The 21,465-nt window shown below is 29.9% G+C and carries 18 protein-coding genes; 7 read left to right on the top strand and 11 right to left on the bottom strand.

Going from position 1 to position 21,465, the window contains the following annotated elements; all coding sequences use genetic code 11:
- Positions 1–30 precede the first annotated feature (30 nt).
- A complete protein-coding gene (aroA, locus tag ABNK64_RS06470; protein WP_349763863.1) occupies positions 31–1,296 on the top strand; it encodes a 3-phosphoshikimate 1-carboxyvinyltransferase in 1,266 nt (421 codons plus the stop codon).
- A 57-nt stretch (positions 1,297–1,353) separates the two neighbouring features.
- Here aroA and ABNK64_RS06465 read toward each other — a convergent pair whose 3' ends face one another.
- The 11 genes from ABNK64_RS06465 to hrcA form a co-directional block, all read right to left on the bottom strand.
- Positions 1,354–3,597, bottom strand: coding sequence for a diguanylate cyclase (locus tag ABNK64_RS06465; RefSeq protein ID WP_349763862.1), 2,244 nt, complete (start codon positions 3,595–3,597; stop codon positions 1,354–1,356).
- 122 nt (positions 3,598–3,719) lie between these two features.
- Positions 3,720–5,852 (bottom strand): ribonuclease R, encoded by a 2,133-nt coding sequence (gene rnr / locus ABNK64_RS06460; RefSeq protein ID WP_349763861.1) that lies wholly within the window; start codon positions 5,850–5,852, stop codon positions 3,720–3,722.
- Positions 5,849–6,427 (bottom strand): bis(5'-nucleosyl)-tetraphosphatase (symmetrical) YqeK, encoded by a 579-nt coding sequence (gene yqeK, locus ABNK64_RS06455; RefSeq protein ID WP_349763860.1) that lies wholly within the window; start codon positions 6,425–6,427, stop codon positions 5,849–5,851. Before yqeK ends, rnr begins: the two co-directional genes overlap by 4 nt.
- 127 nt (positions 6,428–6,554) lie before the next feature.
- The gene (locus tag ABNK64_RS06450; protein WP_349763859.1) at positions 6,555–7,085 is read right to left on the bottom strand and encodes a GerMN domain-containing protein; all 531 of its coding nucleotides are present in this window, start codon (positions 7,083–7,085) and stop codon (positions 6,555–6,557) included.
- A gap of 14 nt (positions 7,086–7,099) precedes the next feature.
- A complete protein-coding gene (locus tag ABNK64_RS06445; RefSeq protein WP_349763858.1) occupies positions 7,100–8,107 on the bottom strand; it encodes an N-acetylmuramoyl-L-alanine amidase family protein in 1,008 nt (335 codons plus the stop codon).
- A 64-nt stretch (positions 8,108–8,171) separates the two neighbouring features.
- On the bottom strand, positions 8,172–8,444 hold the full coding sequence (yajC, locus tag ABNK64_RS06440) for a preprotein translocase subunit YajC (RefSeq protein WP_349763857.1): 273 nt from the start codon (positions 8,442–8,444) through the stop codon (positions 8,172–8,174).
- A gap of 63 nt (positions 8,445–8,507) precedes the next feature.
- Entirely contained in the window at positions 8,508–9,686 is a 1,179-nt protein-coding gene (dnaJ, locus tag ABNK64_RS06435; RefSeq protein WP_349763856.1) for a molecular chaperone DnaJ, read from the bottom strand.
- Between the two features lie 62 nt (positions 9,687–9,748).
- On the bottom strand, positions 9,749–10,621 hold the full coding sequence (locus ABNK64_RS06430; protein ID WP_349763855.1) for an aldose 1-epimerase family protein: 873 nt from the start codon (positions 10,619–10,621) through the stop codon (positions 9,749–9,751).
- Positions 10,622–10,713: 92 nt separating this feature from the next.
- Positions 10,714–12,534: a molecular chaperone DnaK gene (dnaK, locus tag ABNK64_RS06425; protein WP_291255228.1), complete on the bottom strand. Its 1,821-nt coding sequence runs from the start codon at positions 12,532–12,534 to the stop codon at positions 10,714–10,716.
- 62 nt (positions 12,535–12,596) lie between these two features.
- A complete protein-coding gene (grpE, locus tag ABNK64_RS06420) occupies positions 12,597–13,187 on the bottom strand; it encodes a nucleotide exchange factor GrpE (RefSeq protein WP_300342011.1) in 591 nt (196 codons plus the stop codon).
- Positions 13,180–14,205, bottom strand: a complete 1,026-nt coding sequence (hrcA, locus tag ABNK64_RS06415; RefSeq protein ID WP_291255230.1) for a heat-inducible transcriptional repressor HrcA — start codon at positions 14,203–14,205, stop codon at positions 13,180–13,182. The genes grpE and hrcA overlap by 8 nt, the downstream gene beginning before the upstream one ends.
- A gap of 247 nt (positions 14,206–14,452) precedes the next feature.
- On the opposite strand from hrcA, the gene ABNK64_RS06410 reads away from it, so the two are divergent.
- The 6 genes from ABNK64_RS06410 to ABNK64_RS06385 all read left to right on the top strand — a co-directional run bounded on the left by ABNK64_RS06410 (position 14,453) and on the right by ABNK64_RS06385 (position 21,458).
- Positions 14,453–15,469, top strand: coding sequence for an ABC transporter substrate-binding protein (locus tag ABNK64_RS06410; RefSeq protein ID WP_349763854.1), 1,017 nt, complete (start codon positions 14,453–14,455; stop codon positions 15,467–15,469).
- Between the two features lie 76 nt (positions 15,470–15,545).
- A complete protein-coding gene (locus tag ABNK64_RS06405) occupies positions 15,546–16,667 on the top strand; it encodes an ABC transporter ATP-binding protein (RefSeq protein ID WP_349763853.1) in 1,122 nt (373 codons plus the stop codon).
- Positions 16,657–18,312: an ABC transporter permease gene (locus tag ABNK64_RS06400; protein ID WP_291255233.1), complete on the top strand. Its 1,656-nt coding sequence runs from the start codon at positions 16,657–16,659 to the stop codon at positions 18,310–18,312. Before ABNK64_RS06405 ends, ABNK64_RS06400 begins: the two co-directional genes overlap by 11 nt.
- Positions 18,313–18,364: 52 nt before the next feature.
- Positions 18,365–20,068 carry a sensor histidine kinase gene (locus ABNK64_RS06395; RefSeq protein ID WP_349763852.1) on the top strand — a complete coding sequence of 568 codons (1,704 nt, stop codon included), beginning with the start codon at positions 18,365–18,367 and terminating at the stop codon, positions 20,066–20,068.
- Positions 20,065–20,853 carry a response regulator transcription factor gene (locus tag ABNK64_RS06390; RefSeq protein ID WP_349763851.1) on the top strand — a complete coding sequence of 263 codons (789 nt, stop codon included), beginning with the start codon at positions 20,065–20,067 and terminating at the stop codon, positions 20,851–20,853. The genes ABNK64_RS06395 and ABNK64_RS06390 overlap by 4 nt, the downstream gene beginning before the upstream one ends.
- Entirely contained in the window at positions 20,850–21,458 is a 609-nt protein-coding gene (locus ABNK64_RS06385) for an HAD family hydrolase (RefSeq protein WP_349763850.1), read from the top strand. The genes ABNK64_RS06390 and ABNK64_RS06385 overlap by 4 nt, the downstream gene beginning before the upstream one ends.
- Positions 21,459–21,465 lie beyond the last annotated feature (7 nt).

The raw sequence follows: 21,465 nt of genomic DNA, 5'->3' as shown, positions 1-21,465 counted from the left end.
ATAATAAAATTTTAAATTAAGGAGAATGAGATGAAAGTTAAAATATATCCGTCTAAAGCTGAAGGAGATATAAAGCTCCCACCCTCTAAAAGTATGGCTCATAGAGCGATAATATGTGCAACTTTAGCTAGAGGAAAAAGTAAAATAGAAAATATAGCATATTCAGAGGATATTTTAGCAACTATTGCAGGAATGAGAAAATTGGGAGCAAATATCTCTGAGATGGAAGACAGTCTGATAGTAGAGGGGATTGAGGATTTTTCAAGATTTAATGATAATAAAATTGATTGTAATGAGTCTGGCTCTACACTGAGGTTTTTTATACCTATCTTCTCTCTCACTGGAAAAAATATAGAGTTCTATGGGAGAAATAGATTATTAAAAAGACCACAGAAGATATATGAAAAAATATTTAAGGATCAGGGGTTAGTATTTGAGCAAGATGACGAGAAGATTGTAATAGATGGAAGTTTAAAGTCAGGAGAGTATGTAGTAGATGGAAATATCAGCTCACAATTTATAAGTGGACTACTATTTACACTTCCTTTACTCAATGGAGATTCAATAATAAAAATCAATCCTCCATTTGAATCAAAATCATATATGGATTTAACAATTGATATGCTTAAAACTTTTGGTGTAGAGGTTGAATATAGAGATGAACTAGAGATCTACATCAAGGGAAATCAAAAATATAGAGCAACTGATTATAGAGTTGAGGGAGATTATTCACAACTTGGATTTTTTGCAGTGTTGGGAGCTTTGAATAATGATATAGTTTGTAAAGGGTTGAAGTTAGACTCAAAACAGGGAGATCGAGAGATTGTAAATATCATAAAAAGAGCAGGGTTAAAAGTTGAAGAGCAAGAAGATGGATATAAATTTTATAGTGGAACTCCTAAGGAGATGGATATAGATTTAGAGAATTGTCCAGATCTTGGCCCTATTTTAACAGTTTTGTTAGCTTATGGAGAGGGAAAATCTAAAATTTATAATGCTCAAAGATTGAGACTAAAAGAGAGTGATAGAATTGAAGCTATGGAGATTGAATTAAAAAAAATGGGTGTTGAGATCACCTCTGATGAAAGTAGTATAACTATTGTTGGAAAGAGTAATTATAACTCTTGTATAGATGCTTTTGGACACAAAGATCATAGAATTGTAATGAGTTTGGCTGTGATGGCTACTCTCTTAGATAAACCTCTTACTATTGAAGGAGCAGAGGCTATTAATAAATCTTATCCTAAATTTTTTGAAGATTTATCAAGCTTAGGAATAAAAATAGAGTATTTATAAAAAAAGAAGTTGATTAGCTAGAGTGTATCTCACTAAGTTAATCTAACTTCTTTTTTATTATCTGGTATATTTTTTATAGTTGTTTTTACCACATTTTTTTATTTCATACAGAGCTAAATCTGCTCGTGTATATAACTCCTCAAATGTTGAACCATCATCAGGAGATATAGAAAAGCCAATAGAACCGCTGATTTTAACAGTTACACTCTCTTTTTTATACACCTTTTCAACAGCTAGTTTCAAGCACTCTATATATTTTTCAGCAGCTTCATAATTCTCTACTCCATTTAAGAAAATTACAAATTCATCCCCACCTAAACGTCCAATAATATCATTAGGTCTGAACTTATTTTTCAAAATTTGAGCTATTTCAATTAAAACTTTATCTCCATAGCTATGACCAAATTTATCATTTATCTCTTTGAAATTATCTAAGTCCAAGATAATAAATACCTTTTTCAAATCATTATGATTTTTAATTTGTAAAGTTTCTTCGATTTTATTTCTCAAAGTGATAGAGTTATAAAGTCCTGTTAATCCATCTTTTTCAGCTCTATTTTTTAGTTCTAATTCTCTTTTTTTCTTCTGATCAATATCTTTAACAACAAATAGGATTTTATTATTATCATTTGAACTTATTTTGTAAATAATACAAGATACCCATTGCTCTACTTTTTTATTTTCAACTAAAAACTCTAATTTCAATAGATCATTACCCTCAGTAAAAATATGATTTAAATTTTCAAGAGAAAATTTTTCAATAACATAGTCTAAGTATTGATCTTTAATTTTTAGTAAAAAATCATTCCTTATAAATTCAGATAACTTTAATTTTACATTTTTTCCATTTAATTCAAAGACAGTATCAGTACATAGATCAGCTTTTGCATAAAAAATGGCATTTTTTATCAATTTTTCATAGATTTCTAATTTTTTCTCATGCTCAGATTCTCTAAGTTTTTCTTGTGTGATATTTTCGATTATTCCAACTATATCATCAAAGTTATTTTTCTTATCACTAAATTTATTATAAATAGAGATTCTACTCCACTCCTCTTTATTGTTAACAATTGTTTTTATCTCTATAAAATTTTGATCATGCTCATCACAGAACAGTTTTCTTAGATTTTTAATACTATCTTGATCAACTATATTTGAACTTATTAAACTTTCTGGAAAATTATTTATAACTTTATCAGAACTTAAATCTTTTAAAAAAAAGTTATCAAAAAGATTTGTCTTTATAGATAGAGTTTTAGTGTTACTATCATAGGAGAATACTGTTTTTTGTGAGTGTTCAGCCACTTTACAGATTATCTCCATATTATCTTCAGCTTTTTTATTAGCCTCTTTAGTTTCATTGTTAATTCTTCTAAAGTAGATACAGATAATGAGTATCATAAGAGCAAAACAACTTCCTGTAATTAACTCCTCTTTTAAAACTAAACGATTGATCTTATCTATATAGCTAGTAACCTCTTTATCACTAGTTTCACTTACTAAATAACCATTTAAGTTTTCAAAAGGAAAGGAGTGTCCATAATAGGTTGCTCCATTTTTTTGATATTTATATCCTAAAGATCTATTTTCTCTAAAAGCTCTTTTCATCTCTGAAATATAGTATTTGTTAATTTTGATGCTTTCCAAATATTTCCAGAAAGTAAATTTATTTTTAAAAAACTCATTATTACTGATGTAATTTCCTTCAGAATCTAAAAGAAACATTGTAGTTTTATCATCATTTTTTAGTCTGATATTGGTTATTTTTTCAATGGAGTCAAAGTAGAAAGCTCCAAAAACAATACCTTTAATTTTTTTATTTTTATCATAAAGTGGATATGAAAAAATTTGTGTATACTTATCTTTAAATACCTTTGATTTGAAGATATTAGAGATTCCAAGTTTTCCAAGAGAACTCTTTTTAAAATAATCTCTATCAGATAGATTGAAAGAATCTCCAAAACTATTGTATCCATTTCCATTTTCATCAACAACACCAACAACATTAAAGTAGCTAAGCTCTTGAGTATAGGTTAAAATATCTTTTACAATAGGAGTATGAATATTTTCATATTTTCCAATCATTTTACTCATTTTACTCAAATCTTTAATCATTTCATCAACTAGAAGTTTAGCATTCAAAGTGGAATAATGAGTGGTTTTATCGAGGTTTTCTCTAAATCTTTTGATCTCCTCGTTCTTTATTGTAGATTGTAAAGAGATAAAAGATGAGATAACTATACAAATTAATAATAAAATTATACCTATAAAAGTTCTATCTTTGATTAAAAATTTTTTCATATTCAGCTCCAAAATTATCTTTTAATTGAAATCATATAAATTGTAACAAATTCAATATAAATAATCAAGGAATAAATGAATAGTTTTAATACGATTCATATTAAAGTGAAAAATAACTGGTGTTATTTCAAAATAAGTCCTTCGTCCATAACAAAATTAGGTACAATCTCAATCTCTAACTCTGCAAGACTAGCTCTTACCAATGTAACCTTATATTTATCTCCGATACTATAGAATTTTCCAGTATCAGTATCTCTCATAACATACTCTCTATCATCAAATTCATAATAGTGTTTAGCAGCAACAACATCCCAGAAACACTCAATATGATCCTCAGTTTCAAAGAATACTCTCTTATTACTAAAACCAACTATTGTAGCTTCATACTCTTCACCAACTCTATCCATCATATACTCAACAAGTTTTATTTTTACACTTTCATCTTCAACTTTCATAGCTGCTCTCTCTGTTTTTGAGATATGTGAGCAAGTAACAGGTAGCTCTTCCATATTTTTGATTATAGATTTTTTATTTGGATAACCATGTAAAACAGAGTTTAAAATTCTATGAACAGTAAGGTCAGCATATCTTCTAATTGGAGAAGTAAAGTGTGTATAATAACCAGAAGCAAGACCGAAGTGTCCAAAGTTTTCAACTGTATATTTAGCTTGTTTAAGTGCCATCAATATCATCTTATGTACAAGAAGATTTATTCCTCTCTCTTTTGAGTCCTCTATTATTTTTTGGAATTGTTTAGGGTGTATCTCTTCAAGTGAGTGTATTCTATATTTAAATTTAGCAAGAGTTTCATTTAAGTTTTTAATTCTTTCCATATCAGGTTTTTCATGAGTTCTATATACTGAAGGTATCTCTAACCAGAATAGTTTCTCTGCAACAGTTTCATTAGCAGCTATCATAAAATCTTCAATTATTCTTTCAGACTCCCCTCTATCTCTACTTTTTATATATTCTACCTTTTTATTTTCATCAAGGACAAGTTTAATTTCAGGTATATCAAAATCAATACTTCCTCTTTTGTATTTCATCTCTCTAATAATTTTAGAAAGTTCCAACATATCCATAACCATATCTTTGATAGGTGCATACTCTTTTAATATCTCTTCATCTCCAGCAATAATCTTGTTAACATTTGTATAAGTCATTCTGTAAGCAGTTTTTATAACAGATTTATAAGTGTCAGAGTCCACTACTTTTCCCTTGCTATCAATTTCCATTTCACAAGTAAATGTAAGTTTGTCCTCATTAGGATTTAGAGAACAGATACCATTGGAGATCTCTTTTGGAAACATAGGGAGAACTCTATCTACTAGATATACTGAGTTACCTCTTTTGTATGCCTCTCTATCTAGAGCTGATCCTTCAGGAATATAGTGTGAAACATCAGCAATACTAACGATCAATTTGTAGTTACCATTTTTTAATTTTTTTACATATACAGCATCATCTAAATCTTTAGCATCATCACCATCTATTGTAATAATAGGTAGATCTCTCAAATCTCTTCTTCCATCTAACTCTTTTTTAGTAATTTCAGTAGGTATTTTTTTAGCCTCTTCCATAACATCTTTAGGGAAAGTTTCAGACATACCCTCTCTGATAATTAGAGCCTCAATCATGTTATCAGTGTTATATGGATCTCCAAGTATCTCAACAATCTCTCCTTCCGGTTTTCTTTCAGCATCACCCCAGAAAGTTATCTTAACAACAACCAATTGATTATGTTGTGCATTTTTCATTCTGATAGCTGGGATATAGATATCTCTACCAAAAGAGTGAGTAGGAGTAACAAATCCGAAATTTTTATTTTTTTGAAAGATACCAATAACAATATCTTTATCCCTGTTGATAATTCTAACTACTTCTCCCTCTTTTTTCCTATCTCCATTCATACCAGCAGTAAGTTTTACAAATACTGTATCTCCATCAAGAGCTCCATTAAATCCGCTTTTAGGGATAAAAATTCCCTCATCTTCAGTATCTACAAAGGCAAATCTATCTTTTATAATACTGAATACTCCCTTTATATACCCTTGAGTTTCAGGAAGATTATACTTACCTCTATTGTTTTTAATAAGCTCTCCTTCAGTTACCCAATTATCAATTATCTCTCTATTCTCTTTTTTGAATTTAGGAGACCAACCTAATAATTTTGTAATCTCATCTAATTTTAATCCCTTTCCCTTAGTATTTTTAAATATCTCTTTTAATTTTTCTAATTCTTTTTCAATTTTCATATTTTACCTCCATTCAAACTATCTTCAAGCCACTCTTTCATCTCAAGAGTATTCCTATGTATCTTTCCACCAGTACTTTGAAGATAGGTAATTTTTCTCTCAATTTCAAATATAATTCCCTGATCTAAATTTGTATCAGTAACCCTTCTAATCTCATCTACTCCAGGATAGACTCTATTTTTTTCAATTCCATCAGCTATATATATTATTCTTCCAACTAGAGATAATCCTTTTTTACCAATAGTATGGTATTTAATAGCAGAGAGAATCTCTTCATCAGTGATATTAAGCTCATCTTTAGCAATAAGATAACCAACAAAACCGTGGAGTATCTCAGAGATTCTCATATCCTCTTCAGATAATTCATCACTAAAATTAGCTTTACAAATCTCTTCCATTCTATTTATGTCCATACTTTTGGCTATATCATGTAAAATAGCAGCTACTCTTACCTTAGTTTCATCTACACCATATTTTTTACTAAGTTCAACTGCTTTTTCTTCAACACCTAAGGTATGTATATATCTTTTTTCTGTAACTCTTTCTTTTACTATTGTTCTTAAATTTTCTAGCATCTCTCCTCCTATAAAAAAAGGCAGATAAATATTTCAGATTTTACTTATCTAAGTACTCATTATAATTATACCATATTTAGATAAGTATTCCTTTAATTTTAACCTGACATTTACCTGCTTGTTAATTTTAAATATTTGTATTTCTAGTATATGTATTAGCAAAAACTCCTGTTTCTTCTCTTCCATTTACTAGAATCTTAACTTTTCTTATATTTCCTAATTCTGTAATACTATTAACTATTGAGTAGATAGATAGTAAATTTTTTCTGTTCTCTGTTTTCAATTCAGATATATTAGATATATCTAAAAATACAGTGTCACCCTTTATATAGATATTATCAATTTCAACTTTTTCACTAGTCAAAACTTTAAGTTCTTGTAAATTTTTTAAGTTTATTTCAGCTATACTTTTTATCTTATCTCTTAATTTTGGAGATAGGGGGATATCCTCTTGATGAGTAGCTAATTTATTATTATTAGTCACTGTATAGATAGTTACTTTTTCAAAATTTTGTTTCTCATTTAGATTATCATTTTTCTCAATAGGATTGATTGTATGAATCTTCTTACTAGAACTTTTTAATTGATAGTAAGTAAGACCACTACAAAGTACCAAGCCCCATATTATTCCAAGTACAACTATTATTTTTTTATTCAATCTTTCACCTCACATTAATAGAAATTTTCTCTTACCATTTTAGCAATCTCTTGAGCCATTCTCTTTTGAGCTGTAGGACTTGTTAGTTTTTTAATATCAGCATTGTTGTTAATAAATCCTAGCTCTACAAGAACACCAGGTCCATTAAATCCTCTAAGTACAGCAAAGTTAGCTCCATGTATTCCTCTATCTCTCATACCCATAGCCTTAGCTAGAGCAGCTGAAGTTTTTCTTGCAAATCCAATAGAGATCTCCTGATTTTTCTTATAGGCAAGTTCACCCATTATCTGTACAATGTTACTTGTTTTCTCTCCATATTTATCACCAACACTATTTTCAAAAGCAGCTATTCTTTCAGCATAAGGTGATGATTTTTTAGAGAAATAGAATACTTCAACTCCAGATAGAGTATTTTTGATAGCAGAGTTGACATGGACACTTACAAACATATTTGCCTTAGCTTTGTTAGCTATTCTAGGTCTATTTCCCAAAGTTACAAATACATCACTATCTCTTGTCATAACCACATTAAAATCTTTTTGAAGTTCATCTCTTAAATATTTTGCTACAGAAAGAGCTATTGTCTTTTCATAATATTTTTTATAACCAACTGCTCCAGAGTCTTTACCACCGTGACCAGCATCAATAGCTATAGTATACTGTTTTTTACCACTCTTATCATTGAATGAAAGAATAAAATCATTGCCACTAAAAGATGTTGAATAGGATATATTTTTATTTAATTTAATAAAAAATCCAACAGATCCATCATAATTAACAGTTGAAAAATCCTCCACATATTTTGAAGTATAGTTTTTATCATTTAATTTTGTAGACATATTGCTTCCTGGAAACTCAAGGAAAATCAATCTATTATAGGAATCATAACTTATTTGGTAGGCTGGTTTTGCACTCCCTGAGAATAGAAAAGAGAGTTTACTTCCCTTTTCATTTACTGAACTGATAGTTCCTGCCAAACAAAAATTTCCTAAAATCAAAAATAGTATTAATAATTTTTTCATTTATCTCTCCATATCATTAAGAAAAAAGAGGGTAAAGTAATTATCTCACCCTCTGTCTATCCAATTATTGTAAAACTGTAGAAATTGCAGATTTTCTGAAAGTTAATTTAACTCCTTTATCCACTCTTATTTCAACATAATCTCCTAATACAGAAACTACTGTTCCTTTTATTCCACCAATAGTTAAAACTTCTGTACCCTCTTTAATTGAATCTAACATTTCCTGTTGTTTTTTCTGTTTTTTCTTGTTTGGTTGTATTAATAGGAAATAAAATACAGCAATCCAAATAACAAAAGTTATGACCATACCACTGTATTTACCAAATAATTGTTCCATTTGTGATCCCCCTATAAAAGTTATTTTTCCTTAAGTATAGCACAAAATATCTTATTTTTCAAATTATTTAAAAAAAGACTTAACTTTATCTAACCAAGTTTTGTGCTTTTTATAATTCTTGTCTTTTAAACTCTCTTCAAAGGCTCTCAATAGCTTTTGTTGGTTTTCGTTTAGATCTATTGGAGTCTCTACAACAACTTGTATGATCTCATCTCCTACCATAGATCCTCTCAATGCTTGTATTCCCTCTCCTCTCATTCTGAACATCTTACCAGTTTGAGTTCCAGCAGGGATTTTCATATTTTTCTTACCTTTTAGAGTAGGGATCTCAACCTCTCCACCTAGAGCAGCAGTTGTGAATTTGATAGGGATTTCACAATAGATATCCATACCTCTTCTTTCAAAAATAGCGTGATCTTTTACCCTGATTACAATGTAAAGATCTCCATTTGGACCACCGTTTTCACTAGCTTCTCCCATACCATCAAGTCTAAGTTTTTGTCCATCTTCTATTCCAGCAGGAATTTTTATTTTTTTCTCAATTGTCTCTTTTGTAATACCTGTTCCACCACAAGTTTTACATTTCTTTTCAGGAATTTCTCCCTTACCATGACATTCACTACATTCAGACTGACTGACCATGTTACCTAAGATAGTTCTTTGAGTAACCTCAACATATCCTCTACCATTACACTTAGGACAAGTTTTCATAGAACTTCCAGTTTCAGCACCTGAACCATTACAGCTAGGACATTTTCCATTTCTCTTATATTTTATAGTTTTTTCTACACCAGTAGCAGCTTCTTCTAGAGTAATCTCAACTTGGTATCTCAGATCTCTACCAGGTTCTACATAACTTCTTCTAGACGAACCACCGAATCCGCCACCAAATCCACCGAATCCAGCTCCGCCACCACCAAAGAATGAACTGAATATATCTTCAAATCCACCAGCTCCGCCGAATCCACCGAATCCGCCACCAAATCCACCAGCTCCTTGTTCAAAAGCTGCATGTCCAAATTGATCATATTGAGCTTTCTTTTGACTATCAGATAACACTTGATATGCTTCGTTAACTTCTTTGAATTTATCTTCAGCATCTTTTTTCTCTTTATCACTTGCATTACTGAATTTATCAGGGTGGTATTTCATGGCTGCTTTTCTATATGCTTTTTTTATCTCATCATCTGAAGCTCCTTTAGATATACCAAGAACTTCATAATAATCTCTTTTTTCTGCCATTTAATATTCTCTCCTTCTAAAATTTTAATATATACCCAACTATTATATCATAATTTTTTTAATTAAAGAATTTCTATTTCAATATTTCTTGTAAAATTCTCTTTACCTTCAAGTACTTCAATACCTTGCTTATCTTCTATGTTACCATTTGAGTTTGCATAGTCAGTTATTCCACACCAAGGCTCTAAACAAACATATTCAGCACCTGGGACATTCCAGAAAGCCATATATTTGAATCCTTCATAAGAGAAGCTCATATTGTAACCATTTTTATCATTTTTTATATTTACCCTATATGAATTAGGATTTTCAATAACAAGGGCATCATTTTTAAAAGTCTCTTTAGCTAATGGGATTTTCTTTCCATCAAATACTTTTTTAGTAAGTTCAGGGTTAACAAAACCACCTTCTAATACTTTAACCTCTCCGCTCTCCTCTTTTTCAAATTCAATATAATAATCAGAGTAATCAATATTTTCAGAGATAGGAGTTGCAAATGCAGGATGAGCTCCTAGTGAAAAGTACATTTTTTTGTCATCTAAGTTTTCAACTCTATACTCTAATCTCAATTTTTTTCCAACTAGTACATATTTTAAATAAAGTTTAAAATTGAAAGGATAAGATTTTTTAGTAGTTTCATTTCCTTCAAATAGAAATTCCACTGAATTTTCATCTTGAGAATTAATAGTAAATTCATAATCTCTTGCAAACCCATGTCTAGTAGTTATACTATACTTTTCTCCATTATAAAAGTATCTATTCTCTTTTAATGCTCCCACAAATGGAAATAGTATAGGTGAACATTTAGCCCAAAATTTAGGGTCTTTCTGCCACATATATTCTCTATTAGTTTTTAAATCTCTTAATCCTATTAACTCAGCTCCAAAACTCTCTACTCTAACTTCAAGTAGCCCATTATTTAATTTTATCTCCATAATTTACTCTCCCATTATCTCTTAAATTTAAGATAAGGGAAGAGGGGCTTCCCCCATCTTCCCTTTTAATATATCTATCTTTTAACTATATATTAGTCTACTACTTCAGCTTCAGCTACATCATCATCAGCTTTTTTAGTTTCTTGTCCAGCTCCTGCTTGACCTGCTTGTGCCTTAGCTTGAGCTTCTTTATAGATCTCTTCAGCAAATTTGTGTGCTACTTGAGATAGGTGTTCCATAGCTTTATCGATAGCCTCTTTATCTTCACCATCTTTTACTTTTTTAAGCTCTTCTATAGCAGCTTCAATATCTTTTTTCTCTTGCTCAGTTGCTTTATCTCCATACTCTTTTAATGATTTTTCAGTAGAAGAGATTAACATATCTGCTTTGTTTCTAGTTTCAACTAACTCTTTGAATTTTCTATCTTCAGCTTCATTAGCTTCAGCTTCTTTAGTCATTCTATCAATATCTTCTTTAGATAGGTTGCTTGATCCAGAGATAGTTACAGTATTTTGTTTTCCTGTTCCTAAGTCTTTAGCTGATACGTGAACGATTCCGTTAGCATCTATATCAAAAGTTACTTCAATTTGAGGTACACCTCTTGGAGCTGCAGGAATTCCTTCTAGGTTGAATTCTCCTAATTTATGGTTGTCAGCAGCTTTAGCTCTTTCACCTTGTAATACAGTGATTGTAACAGCTGGTTGGTTATCTACTGCTGTAGAATAAACTTGTGATTTTTTAACAGGAATAGTTGTATTTTTCTCTATCATCTTAGTAAATACTCCACCAAGAGTTTCGATTCCTAATGATAATGGAGTTACGTCTAGTAGTAACACGTCTTTAACGTCTCCCATTAATACTCCACCTTGAATAGCAGCTCCTGAAGCAACTACTTCATCTGGGTTGATTCCTTTGTTAGGTTTTTTACCGAAGAATGATTCTACCCACTCTTGAACAGCTGGTATTCTTGTAGATCCTCCTACTAATAAGATCTCATCAATTTCGTTTGGTGATAATTTAGCATCTGCAAGAGCTGTTTTTGTAGGTCCTTGAGTTGCTTCAACTAAGTGTCTAGTTAAATCATTAAATTTAGCTCTTGTTAACTTCATCTCTAAGTGTTTAGGTCCTGTAGCATCCATAGTGATGAATGGTAAAGAGATTGAAGTTTCCATCATTGATGATAACTCTTTTTTAGCTTTTTCAGCAGCATCTTTTAATCTTTGGTAAGCCATTTTATCATTAGATAAATCTATTCCAGTTTCTTTTTTGAATTCACTTGTTAACCATTCGATAATAGTATCGTCAAAGTTATCTCCACCTAAGTGGTTGTTTCCAGCAGTTGCCATAACTTCTATTACACCATCAGCAATTTCAAGAACTGATACGTCAAAAGTTCCTCCTCCTAAGTCAAATACAAGAACTTTTTCCTCTTTTTTCTTCTCTAATCCATATGCTAATGCAGCAGCAGTTGGTTCGTTTATAATTCTTTTTACATCTAATCCAGCTATTGCTCCAGCATCTTTAGTAGCTTGTCTTTGAGAGTCAGTGAAATATGCAGGAACTGTGATAACAGCTTCTTTAATTTCTTCTCCTAAGTAAGCTTCAGCATCTTTTTTTAATTTTTTTAATGTCATAGCAGAAATCTCTTGTGGAGTGTATTTTTTTCCAAATATTTCTACTTTATAATCAGATCCCATATGAGTTTTGATTGAACTTACAGTTGAAGTAGGGTTAGTAATAGCTTGTCTTTTTGCAATCTCTCCTACAATGATCTCTCCATTTTCTTTTATATTTACTACTGATGGAGTAGTTCTTGCTCCTTCTGAGTTAGGGATAACAGTTACGTTACCTCCCTCCATTATTGATACACAAGAGTTTGTTGTTCCTAAGTCAATACCGATTATTTTACTCATTTTAAAACCTCCTAAAATACTCTTAATTCTATATTTAAATTTTTTATATACTCAATTATTAATTATCCTCTTTTACAAACTTTAACCATAGATGGTCTAATTACTTTACCTTTCATTGTATAACCTTTTTGAAGTTCTAAGATGATGTGATCATCTTCAAACTCTTGATTATCTTCAACCATAACTGGATGATGATAAACAGGATCATATTTTCCTTCAGCAGTTATAGGCTCTACACCTTCGCTCTCCATAATTCCCTTTAATTGACCAAGTATCATATCAACACCTTTTACTAGTCCATCAAAGTCTTTAGTAGCTTCAGAAGCAGAGATAGCTCTTTCTAAGTTATCCAATCCATCTAAAAGTTTAGTTACTATCTTTTCAGAAGCGAATTTTCTAAGCTCTTCCATCTCTTTTTCTTTTCTCTTGGTAAAGTTTTGGAATTCAGCTTGTTTTCTTAAGTATGATTGTTTCCAATCCTCAACTTCAGCTTTTAATTTTCCAATCTCTTCATCCTTAAGAGATAGAATATCCTCAGATTTGCACTCTTCTACTTTATCTTCATCTTTACAAGTACAGTTGCAATCTGGTTCACAACCACACTCTTTTTTCTCTTTTATCTCTTCAGCTTTGTTATCTTTCTTTTTAAACATCTGTTTCTTCCTTTCTTTCAATCTGATTTTTATTTATTATCTTATTTACCTCTTGAGTTACATATTTAATTAATCCCATTGTTTTTGAATAAGCCATTCTTTTTGGACCGATTACTCCAATAACACCTTGAGAATCACCTATATTATAAGTTGAATACACAAAGCTGTAATCTTCTAATCCTTTAATTCCAAGCTCATCACCAAAAACTACCTCCACTCTTCCATTTGTAGATTTTTTGGTATTAATTATATGTTCAAATATTCCTCTTATATCTCTTCTATGATGGAATAGCTCCAATGCCTCAGAAACCTCATTTACATGTTTATCTCTAAAAATGCTTGGAACATTATTAATAAATAGTTTTCCCTCATCTTCGTAATGTTCAGCTACATCTGTAATGATCTCATTTTTTCCTAAGATGTAGTTTTCAATATCAACTAGACTTAGATCTTCCAATAAAACTCTTTTATTTAACTCATGAGCAATATTAGCTAACTCCTCTCTACTAATAGGAGAAGTAAGTACTAATTTCTTAGTTTTTACAGATCTATTATCTAAAACAATAATTACTACAACCATGAAATCATCAATATGTACCAACTCAACTTTTTTAACTCTTTCCATTACTACAGCTGGTTCCATAGCGATTCCAGCATATGTAGTTAGTTTTGATAATAATGAAGAAGTTTGCTGTAAAAGCATATCTAATTCATTTACACGATTTTCATACGCTAACTCAATATTTTCTTTCTCTTGTTTAGTTAATTTTTCTACTTTTAAAAGTTCTTCAAGATAATATTTATAACCTTTGTCAGTAGGAATTCTTCCAGAAGAAGTATGTGTTTTTGCTATAAATCCCATATCTTCCAAATCAGCCATTACATTTCTAATAGTTGCTGATGAAAGATCTATTCCATATTTTTTTACCAATGTCCTAGAGCCTATAGTATCTCCGAAAGTGAGATAATAATTCACTATAGCATTTAATACTAACTTTTCTCTATCTGTTATAGACATTTTAACCACCTTTTTGTTAGCACTCACTATTTAAGAGTGCTAATTCTTATACAGTAAATATATAATATTTTTTCTTTTTTGTCAATAGTTTTTTATAAAAACCTTTATTTATGATAATTTGCAGATTTATTTATATATTTTTAGAAAAAAAAGTACGTTTTAAGTATAAAATAGCATAAAATAGTATTTTAAAATTTAAAATATTAAAGTATTATAAAGTTATAAAGATATAAAGGGGGTATATATGATGAAAAAATTATTTCTATTTATTTTAAGTTTAATAATGTCTATATTCTTTATTGGTTGCGGTGGAGAGAAGGAGGAGGCAGAACAGACTAATACTAAAAAGCTAACTGTTTATTGTCCACACCCTTTGGAATTTATAGATCCTCTAGTAAAAGAGTTTGAAGTGAAAAATGGAGTTTCAGTTGAGGTTATAGCAGCTGGTACTGGTGAGTTGATGAAGAGAATAGAATCTGAGAAAGATAATCCATTAGCAGATGTATTATGGGGAGGAACAATAACAACTGTTGAACCTATAAAAGACTCATTTTTACCATATACAAGTAAAAACGAAGAGTATTTTTATGATAGTTATAAAAATGTTGAAGGAAATATGACAAGATTTACAGCAGTTCCAAGTGTCATAATGGTAAATAAAAATCTGATTGGAGATATTAAGATAGAGGGGTATAAAGATCTATTAAATCCAGCTTTAAAAGGAAAAATAGCTTTTTCTGACCCAGCAAAATCATCATCTTCATTTGAACACCTAGTTAATATGTTATATGCAATGGGAAATGGTAATCCAGATAATGGTTGGGATTATGTAAAACAATTGATGGAGAACTTAAACTACACTCTTCTTTCAGGATCTTCAGCTGTTTATAAAGGAGTAGCTGATGGAGAGTATACAGTTGGATTGACTTTTGAAGAGGGAGCTGTAAAATATGTAAACTCTGATGCTCCAGTGGAAGTTGTATATATGGAAGAGGGAGTTATAGTTAAACCAGATGGTACATATATTATTAAAAATTGTAAAAACTTGGAAAATGCAAAATTATTTGTTGATTTCTTAACTAGTAAAGAGGCTCAAACAATGATTACAAATCAGTTGAATAGAAGAAGTATCAGAAAAGATGTTGAACCTGGAAAAGGATTAAAAAGATTGGAAGATATCAACGTAATTGAAGATGATATTGAAGTTGTAAAATCTCAAAAAGCGGTTTGGCTAGATAAATTTAAAGATATTTATACAAAATAAGTTGTAATTATGATTTGCCCATTTACAGAGTTGATACTATGTTGATGGGCAATTTTATATATAAGGAGAGATGAAAATGAGTGTAGCTATAAATGTAAATAATGTAGTAAAAAAATTTGGCGATAATGTAATTATCCCTGGAATGTCAGTAAAAATAAAGAATGGAGAGTTTTTTACTCTTTTAGGTCCTTCTGGTTGTGGAAAAACTACACTTCTAAGAATGATAGCTGGATTTAATAGTATTGAAGATGGAGAGATCTGTTTTGATGATAAAGCAATCAATGATGTTCCTGCCCATAAAAGAAATATAGGAATGGTTTTCCAAAGTTATGCTATTTTTCCACATATGACAGTTAGAGAGAATGTAGAGTATGGACTTAAATTGAGAAAAATAGAGAAAGATGAGATAAAAAGTAAAGTTGACAATATCTTAGATGTTGTTAAAATAGCTGAGTACCAAGATAGATTACCAGAGAGATTATCAGGAGGGCAACAACAGAGGGTAGCTTTAGCAAGAGCAATTGTAATTCATCCAAGTGTTTTATTGATGGATGAACCTCTTTCTAACTTAGATGCTAAATTGAGATTGGAGATGCGTTCAGCTATAAGAGATGTACAGAAAAAAGTTGGGATAACAACTGTATATGTAACTCATGATCAAGAGGAAGCTTTGGCAATTTCAGATAGAATAGCAGTTATAAATAAAGGGGTAATACAGCAATTAGGAGCTCCACACGATATATATACAAGACCATATAATCAATTTGTAGCAACTTTTATTGGTTATTCTAATCTATTTAGAGGAAGAGTAAGAGTTGAAAATAATAAGAAAATTGTAGTTTTAAAAAGTGGTTATGAGATAGAGATGGATAATTTGTTAGACAGTGTCAAAGATGGTGAAAGTGTTATGATAGCCATTCGTCCAGAAGAGTTCTCTATAGCTGAAAAAGGGATAGAAGTAGAGATAAAAACAAGTACTTTCTTAGGGAAATACAATACTTATGAAGTGGAAGCTTTAAAAGATGAGATTGTGGAAAATATGCCAGCTTTAGAGTTTTCACAAGATATAGGACATGCAAATAGAATATATCAAGTAGGAGAGAAGATATATTTAAAACCTAATTCTAAAAAGATAAATATATTCTCTTCAGATGGAGAAAAAAGTTTGATTAAAGGGGTGGAGATATATGTTGAATAAAAAATTCAAATGGGATTTTTGGACAAGTATAACATTGATAATTGCCCTAATATTTACACTATTTTTAATATATCCACTCTTTTCACTGTTTATAAGTGGATTTAAGGATCCTGCAACTGATCAGTGGAGTTTGACAAATTTTGCTAGATTTTTTGGAAGAAAATACTATTATCAAGGTTTGTTAAATAGTTTTAAGGTAACTACTTGTGTTACTGTAATAGCTATCTTAATCGGAGTGCCAATAGCATATTTTATGACAGCATATAAAGTTAAATTAAAAGGACTTATGGAAGTTTTAATTATAATCTCAATGTTGTCACCACCATTTATAGGGGCTTACTCTTGGGTATTGTTATGTGGTAGAAGTGGAGTTGTAACAGAGTTTTTTAGAAACTCTTTCGGAATAAAACTACCTACAATTTATGGATTTTCAGGAATACTCTTAGTATTTACTTTAAAATTATATCCATTTATATATCTCTATGTTTCAGGAGCATTGAAAAAAATTGATGTATCTTTGAGTGAAGCTGCTGAAAGTCTAGGTTGTACAACATTTAAGAAGGTTTCTACTATTATTATGCCTTTGATTTTACCTACACTTATGTCTGGAGGGTTATTAGTATTTATGAATGCTATGGCAGACTTTGGAACTCCAATGTTGATAGGAGAGGGGTATAATGTTATGCCAGTACTAATTTATTCGGAGTTTGTAGGAGAGATGGGAGGAAACGCTAACTTTGCTGCTGCTATGGCAACTGTTCTAGTGTTTATAACAATAGTGCTTTTTTTAGGGCAGAAATATATAGTTAATAAAAAATCCTTTGTAATGAGTTCTCTGAGACCTATTCAACCTAAAGAGTTAAAAGGAACTAAAGGAATATTGATGCATATATTTATCTATTTTGTTGTTATTTTATCAATAATACCTCAAATTACAGTAATTTATACATCATTTTTAAAGACTAGAGGTTCAATGTTTGTAAGAGAGTTCTCTCTAGAAAGCTATGAAAAAGTTTTCTCTAGAATGGGAAATGCTATTTTTAATACATATTTATATGGTGGAACAGCAATTGTAATAATAATTTTATTAGGAATGTTTATTGCATATATTTCAACAAGAAAGAAAAATTTTTTAACAGGAATTATTGATACAATGACAATGTTCCCATATATTATACCTGGATCTGTAATCGGTATAACTTTACTATTAGCTTTTAATAGTAAACCATTATTACTAAGTGGAACAGCAATTATAATTGTAATATCTTTTGTAATTAGAAGATTACCATATACTTTAAGATCTGCAGCTGCAATTTTATATCAGATCAGTCCAAGTTTAGAGGAGGCATCTATTAGTTTAGGGTGTTCACCAGTAAAAACTTTCTTCAAGATAACATCTATAATGATGTTACCAGGAGTATTATCAGGAGCTATTCTAAGCTGGATAACAGTTATAAATGAATTGAGTTCTTCAGTTATATTATATACTGGATTTACTAGAACAATGTCTGTATCTATTTATACTGAGGTTATTAGAGCAAGTTACGGAACAGCTGCTGCTCTATCTACAATATTAACTGTTACTACCATAATCTCTTTATTGATTTTCTTTAGAGTAACTGGTGGAAGAAATGTAAATATTTAATGGAATTAATAAAAAAATAGTGCTACAATAAGATAAAAAAGGAATGAGTAGAATGAAGGAAAGAAATTTTATCAGTTTTAAAGAACAAATGAAAAAAATTTTGATTTTTTATTCACTCATTCCTATTATTTTTACAGCACTTATTGGTTATGGAATGATATATTACTTAAATTATCAGGCAATAAAGAGTAATAACCAGAAAAATTTAGATTTTTTAGCACAGACAACAGATGAATTAATCTCTAAAACCTATACTGAAATTGAGAGATTGAGTTCAGATGAGAGTATAAAAAATGTTGTTCTTAATGGAAAAGTTGATGAGAAAACATATAGTATTTTCTATAAAAGTTTGTTGAATAGAGAGGTAAAAGGGAAGTTTGTACTATATGATGAGAATATAAATATATTGATGACAAATGCAGAGTTTTTAGGAAAAAGTAATGGTTATATTTGGGGATTTTTTTATAGAATGTTATCCAATAAAAATAAGACGATAGATTTTGTAGGAAAGTTCTATTTTAGAGATGGACACTCAAGTAACTATTCAGTTGGTAAAGCAATAAAAATAGATGGCAAGGTTAGAGGTTATCTTGTACATCATATTTTAGATAGTAATTTCCAAGAAATAATGGGAAATTCTGAGAATTTTGGAGTTGTTATTACAGATAGGTATAATAATATTATAGCAACCAATAGTACAAATTTTGAAGATTCTTTGGATAAGTTAAAAAAAGAGTTTAGAATTGAAAAAAAACATTTAAAATATGGTAGTAAGAGATACTACATAAATAGAAAAAAGGTGTTTTATTCAAATGTAGAGATCTACTGTATCTCATCTGTTGATTATATATTCAATAATTTTAGTGAAAGCTTTCTTTATATAACGTTAGTCTTTATATTTTTGATATTTTTTATGTCTAAAGTTGCTAAAAGAATAGCTTTGAATAAAACAAAAACAATTGAGGAGATAGTGAGAGCAATTAAAAATATTGAAACTGGGGATCTAGATACAGAGATTGATATAAACTCTAACGATGAGTTTGAATTGATAGGGCGAACATACAATCAGATGCTCTTAAATATAAAAAAACTTATTGAGAAGAATAAAGAGGAGGCAAGACACAGTGTACTAGCTGAGATAAAACAGTTAGAGAGTCAATTTAATCCACACTTTCTTTTTAATACTTTAGAGATGTTGAGATATACTATTCATTTAGACAAGGTAAAAGCCAATAAAATAATACTTAATATGGCATCAATACTTAGATTTAGTATTGAAAACAAAAGTTCTGAAGTGACAATAGAGAGGGAGATTTTTTATATAAAAAACTATTTGGAACTTCAAAAATTGAGATTGGGAGAGAATTTTGAATATTTGATAGAGGGAGAAGAGGAACTAAAAAATCATCTAACTCCTAAATTAATAGTCCAGCCAATTGTTGAAAATTCAATAAAATATGGATATACTCAAGATCGGGAATTCAAGATACATATAAGAATAAGAAAGGTAAATAGAGATATTAGAATAGAGATATTTGATAATGGAAGTGGAATAAAAAGAGAAATTTTGAGAGAGTTGAGAAATAAATTGTATCTAAATTCCTTAACAATGAAGGAAAATTTAGGTATATATAGCGTTCAAAGAAGAATAGAGCTACTATATGGAGATGCTTATGGTTTAAAAATAAGAAGTACTGTAGGAAAGGGAACATATATAAAGATAGAAATTCCCTTTAGAGATAGTGAGGTCAGATGATTAAAGTATTGATTGTGGAAGATGAAGAGATTATAAGAAAGGGACTTATTGGAACAATTGATTGGGAATCAAAGGGTTGTACTATAGTAGGAGAAGCTATAAATGGATTAGATGGTATGGAGAAAATAATTCAAAATTTTCCAGATTTAGTTATTACAGATATAAAAATGCCAAAGATGAGTGGTCTTGAGATGGTAAAGGAGTGCTACTTAAGAGGGATCCATTTTGAAACTATTTTACTTACAAGTTATGGTGAATTTGAGTATGCAAAAGAGGGGATAAATTTAGGAGTTATAGACTATATTTTAAAACCTTTAGACGAGGAACTACTATATTCAGCTTTAGATAAGGTTAAACAAAGAGTTGAGGAGCAAAAAAATCTTAAAAAAATAACAGGTAATGAAGAGGAAAAAAATAGCTTTTTTGATATAGATTCTCATATTGAAAAGGCAAGAGCACAAAATAAGTATGTGTATAAAGCATTGAAAAATATCAAGGAGAATTATAGTAAAAAAATGAATATAGTTGATGTTTCAGAGGAGTTGGAGGTGAGTTCTGGCTATTTGAGTAGAAAGTTTAAAGAGGAGTTAGATGAAACATTTTTGGAGATTGTGAATAAGTATAGAGTTGAAAAATCTATAAAATTGCTTTTAGAACAGGAGCTAAAAATGTATGAGATTTCAGATAGAGTAGGATTCACAGATTACAAGCATTTTTGTAATGTGTTTAAAAAATATATGGGAGTAGCTCCAGGAGAGTTTATAAAAAATGAGGTGTCTAAATGATAAAAAATATTATATTTGATTTAGGAAATGTGTTGATAGAGTATAACCCTCAAAAATTTATTATTAGGAATGTGAAAGAGGAGAATTTTACTAAATTTAATGAAGTTGTTTTTAAAAGTAAAGAGTGGTTAGATCTAGATAGAGGAATACTAGAATATAATAGAGCAGTGGAGATATTTTCAGAAAAACTTCCTGAAGAGAGGGAGAGTATAAAGCATCTATTTGATAATAGTATACAAGATGTTTTGTTCCCTATTGAGGAGAATTTAGAACTTTTAAGTAATTTAAAGAGAAAAGGTTATAAGTTGTATATACTTTCAAATTTTCACAGAGAAGCATATTTAGAGATAGCTAAAAAGTGCAATTTTGATAGATATTTTGACGGTGGAGTAATCTCTTATGATGTAAACTTGTTAAAACCTGAAGAGGATATATATAGAACTCTTTTGAAAAAATATGATTTGTTAGAGAGAGAAACTTTATTTATAGATGATACCTTGAACAATGTTGAAAAAGCTAGTGAATTGGGAATAGAGACGATACACTTAACTGAAAAATCCAAACTGAAAGAGGAGTTAGAAAGAGTTTTAAAGATGAAAATCTAGCTGAAAA

The sequence above is a fragment of the Fusobacterium sp. SYSU M8D902 genome (assembly GCF_040199715.1).
In the GTDB taxonomy this organism is placed as follows: Bacteria; Fusobacteriota; Fusobacteriia; order Fusobacteriales; family Fusobacteriaceae; genus Fusobacterium_A.
The sequence above is the reverse complement of the archived record's forward strand: the minus strand, read 5'-3'. Positions and strand labels throughout refer to the sequence as shown.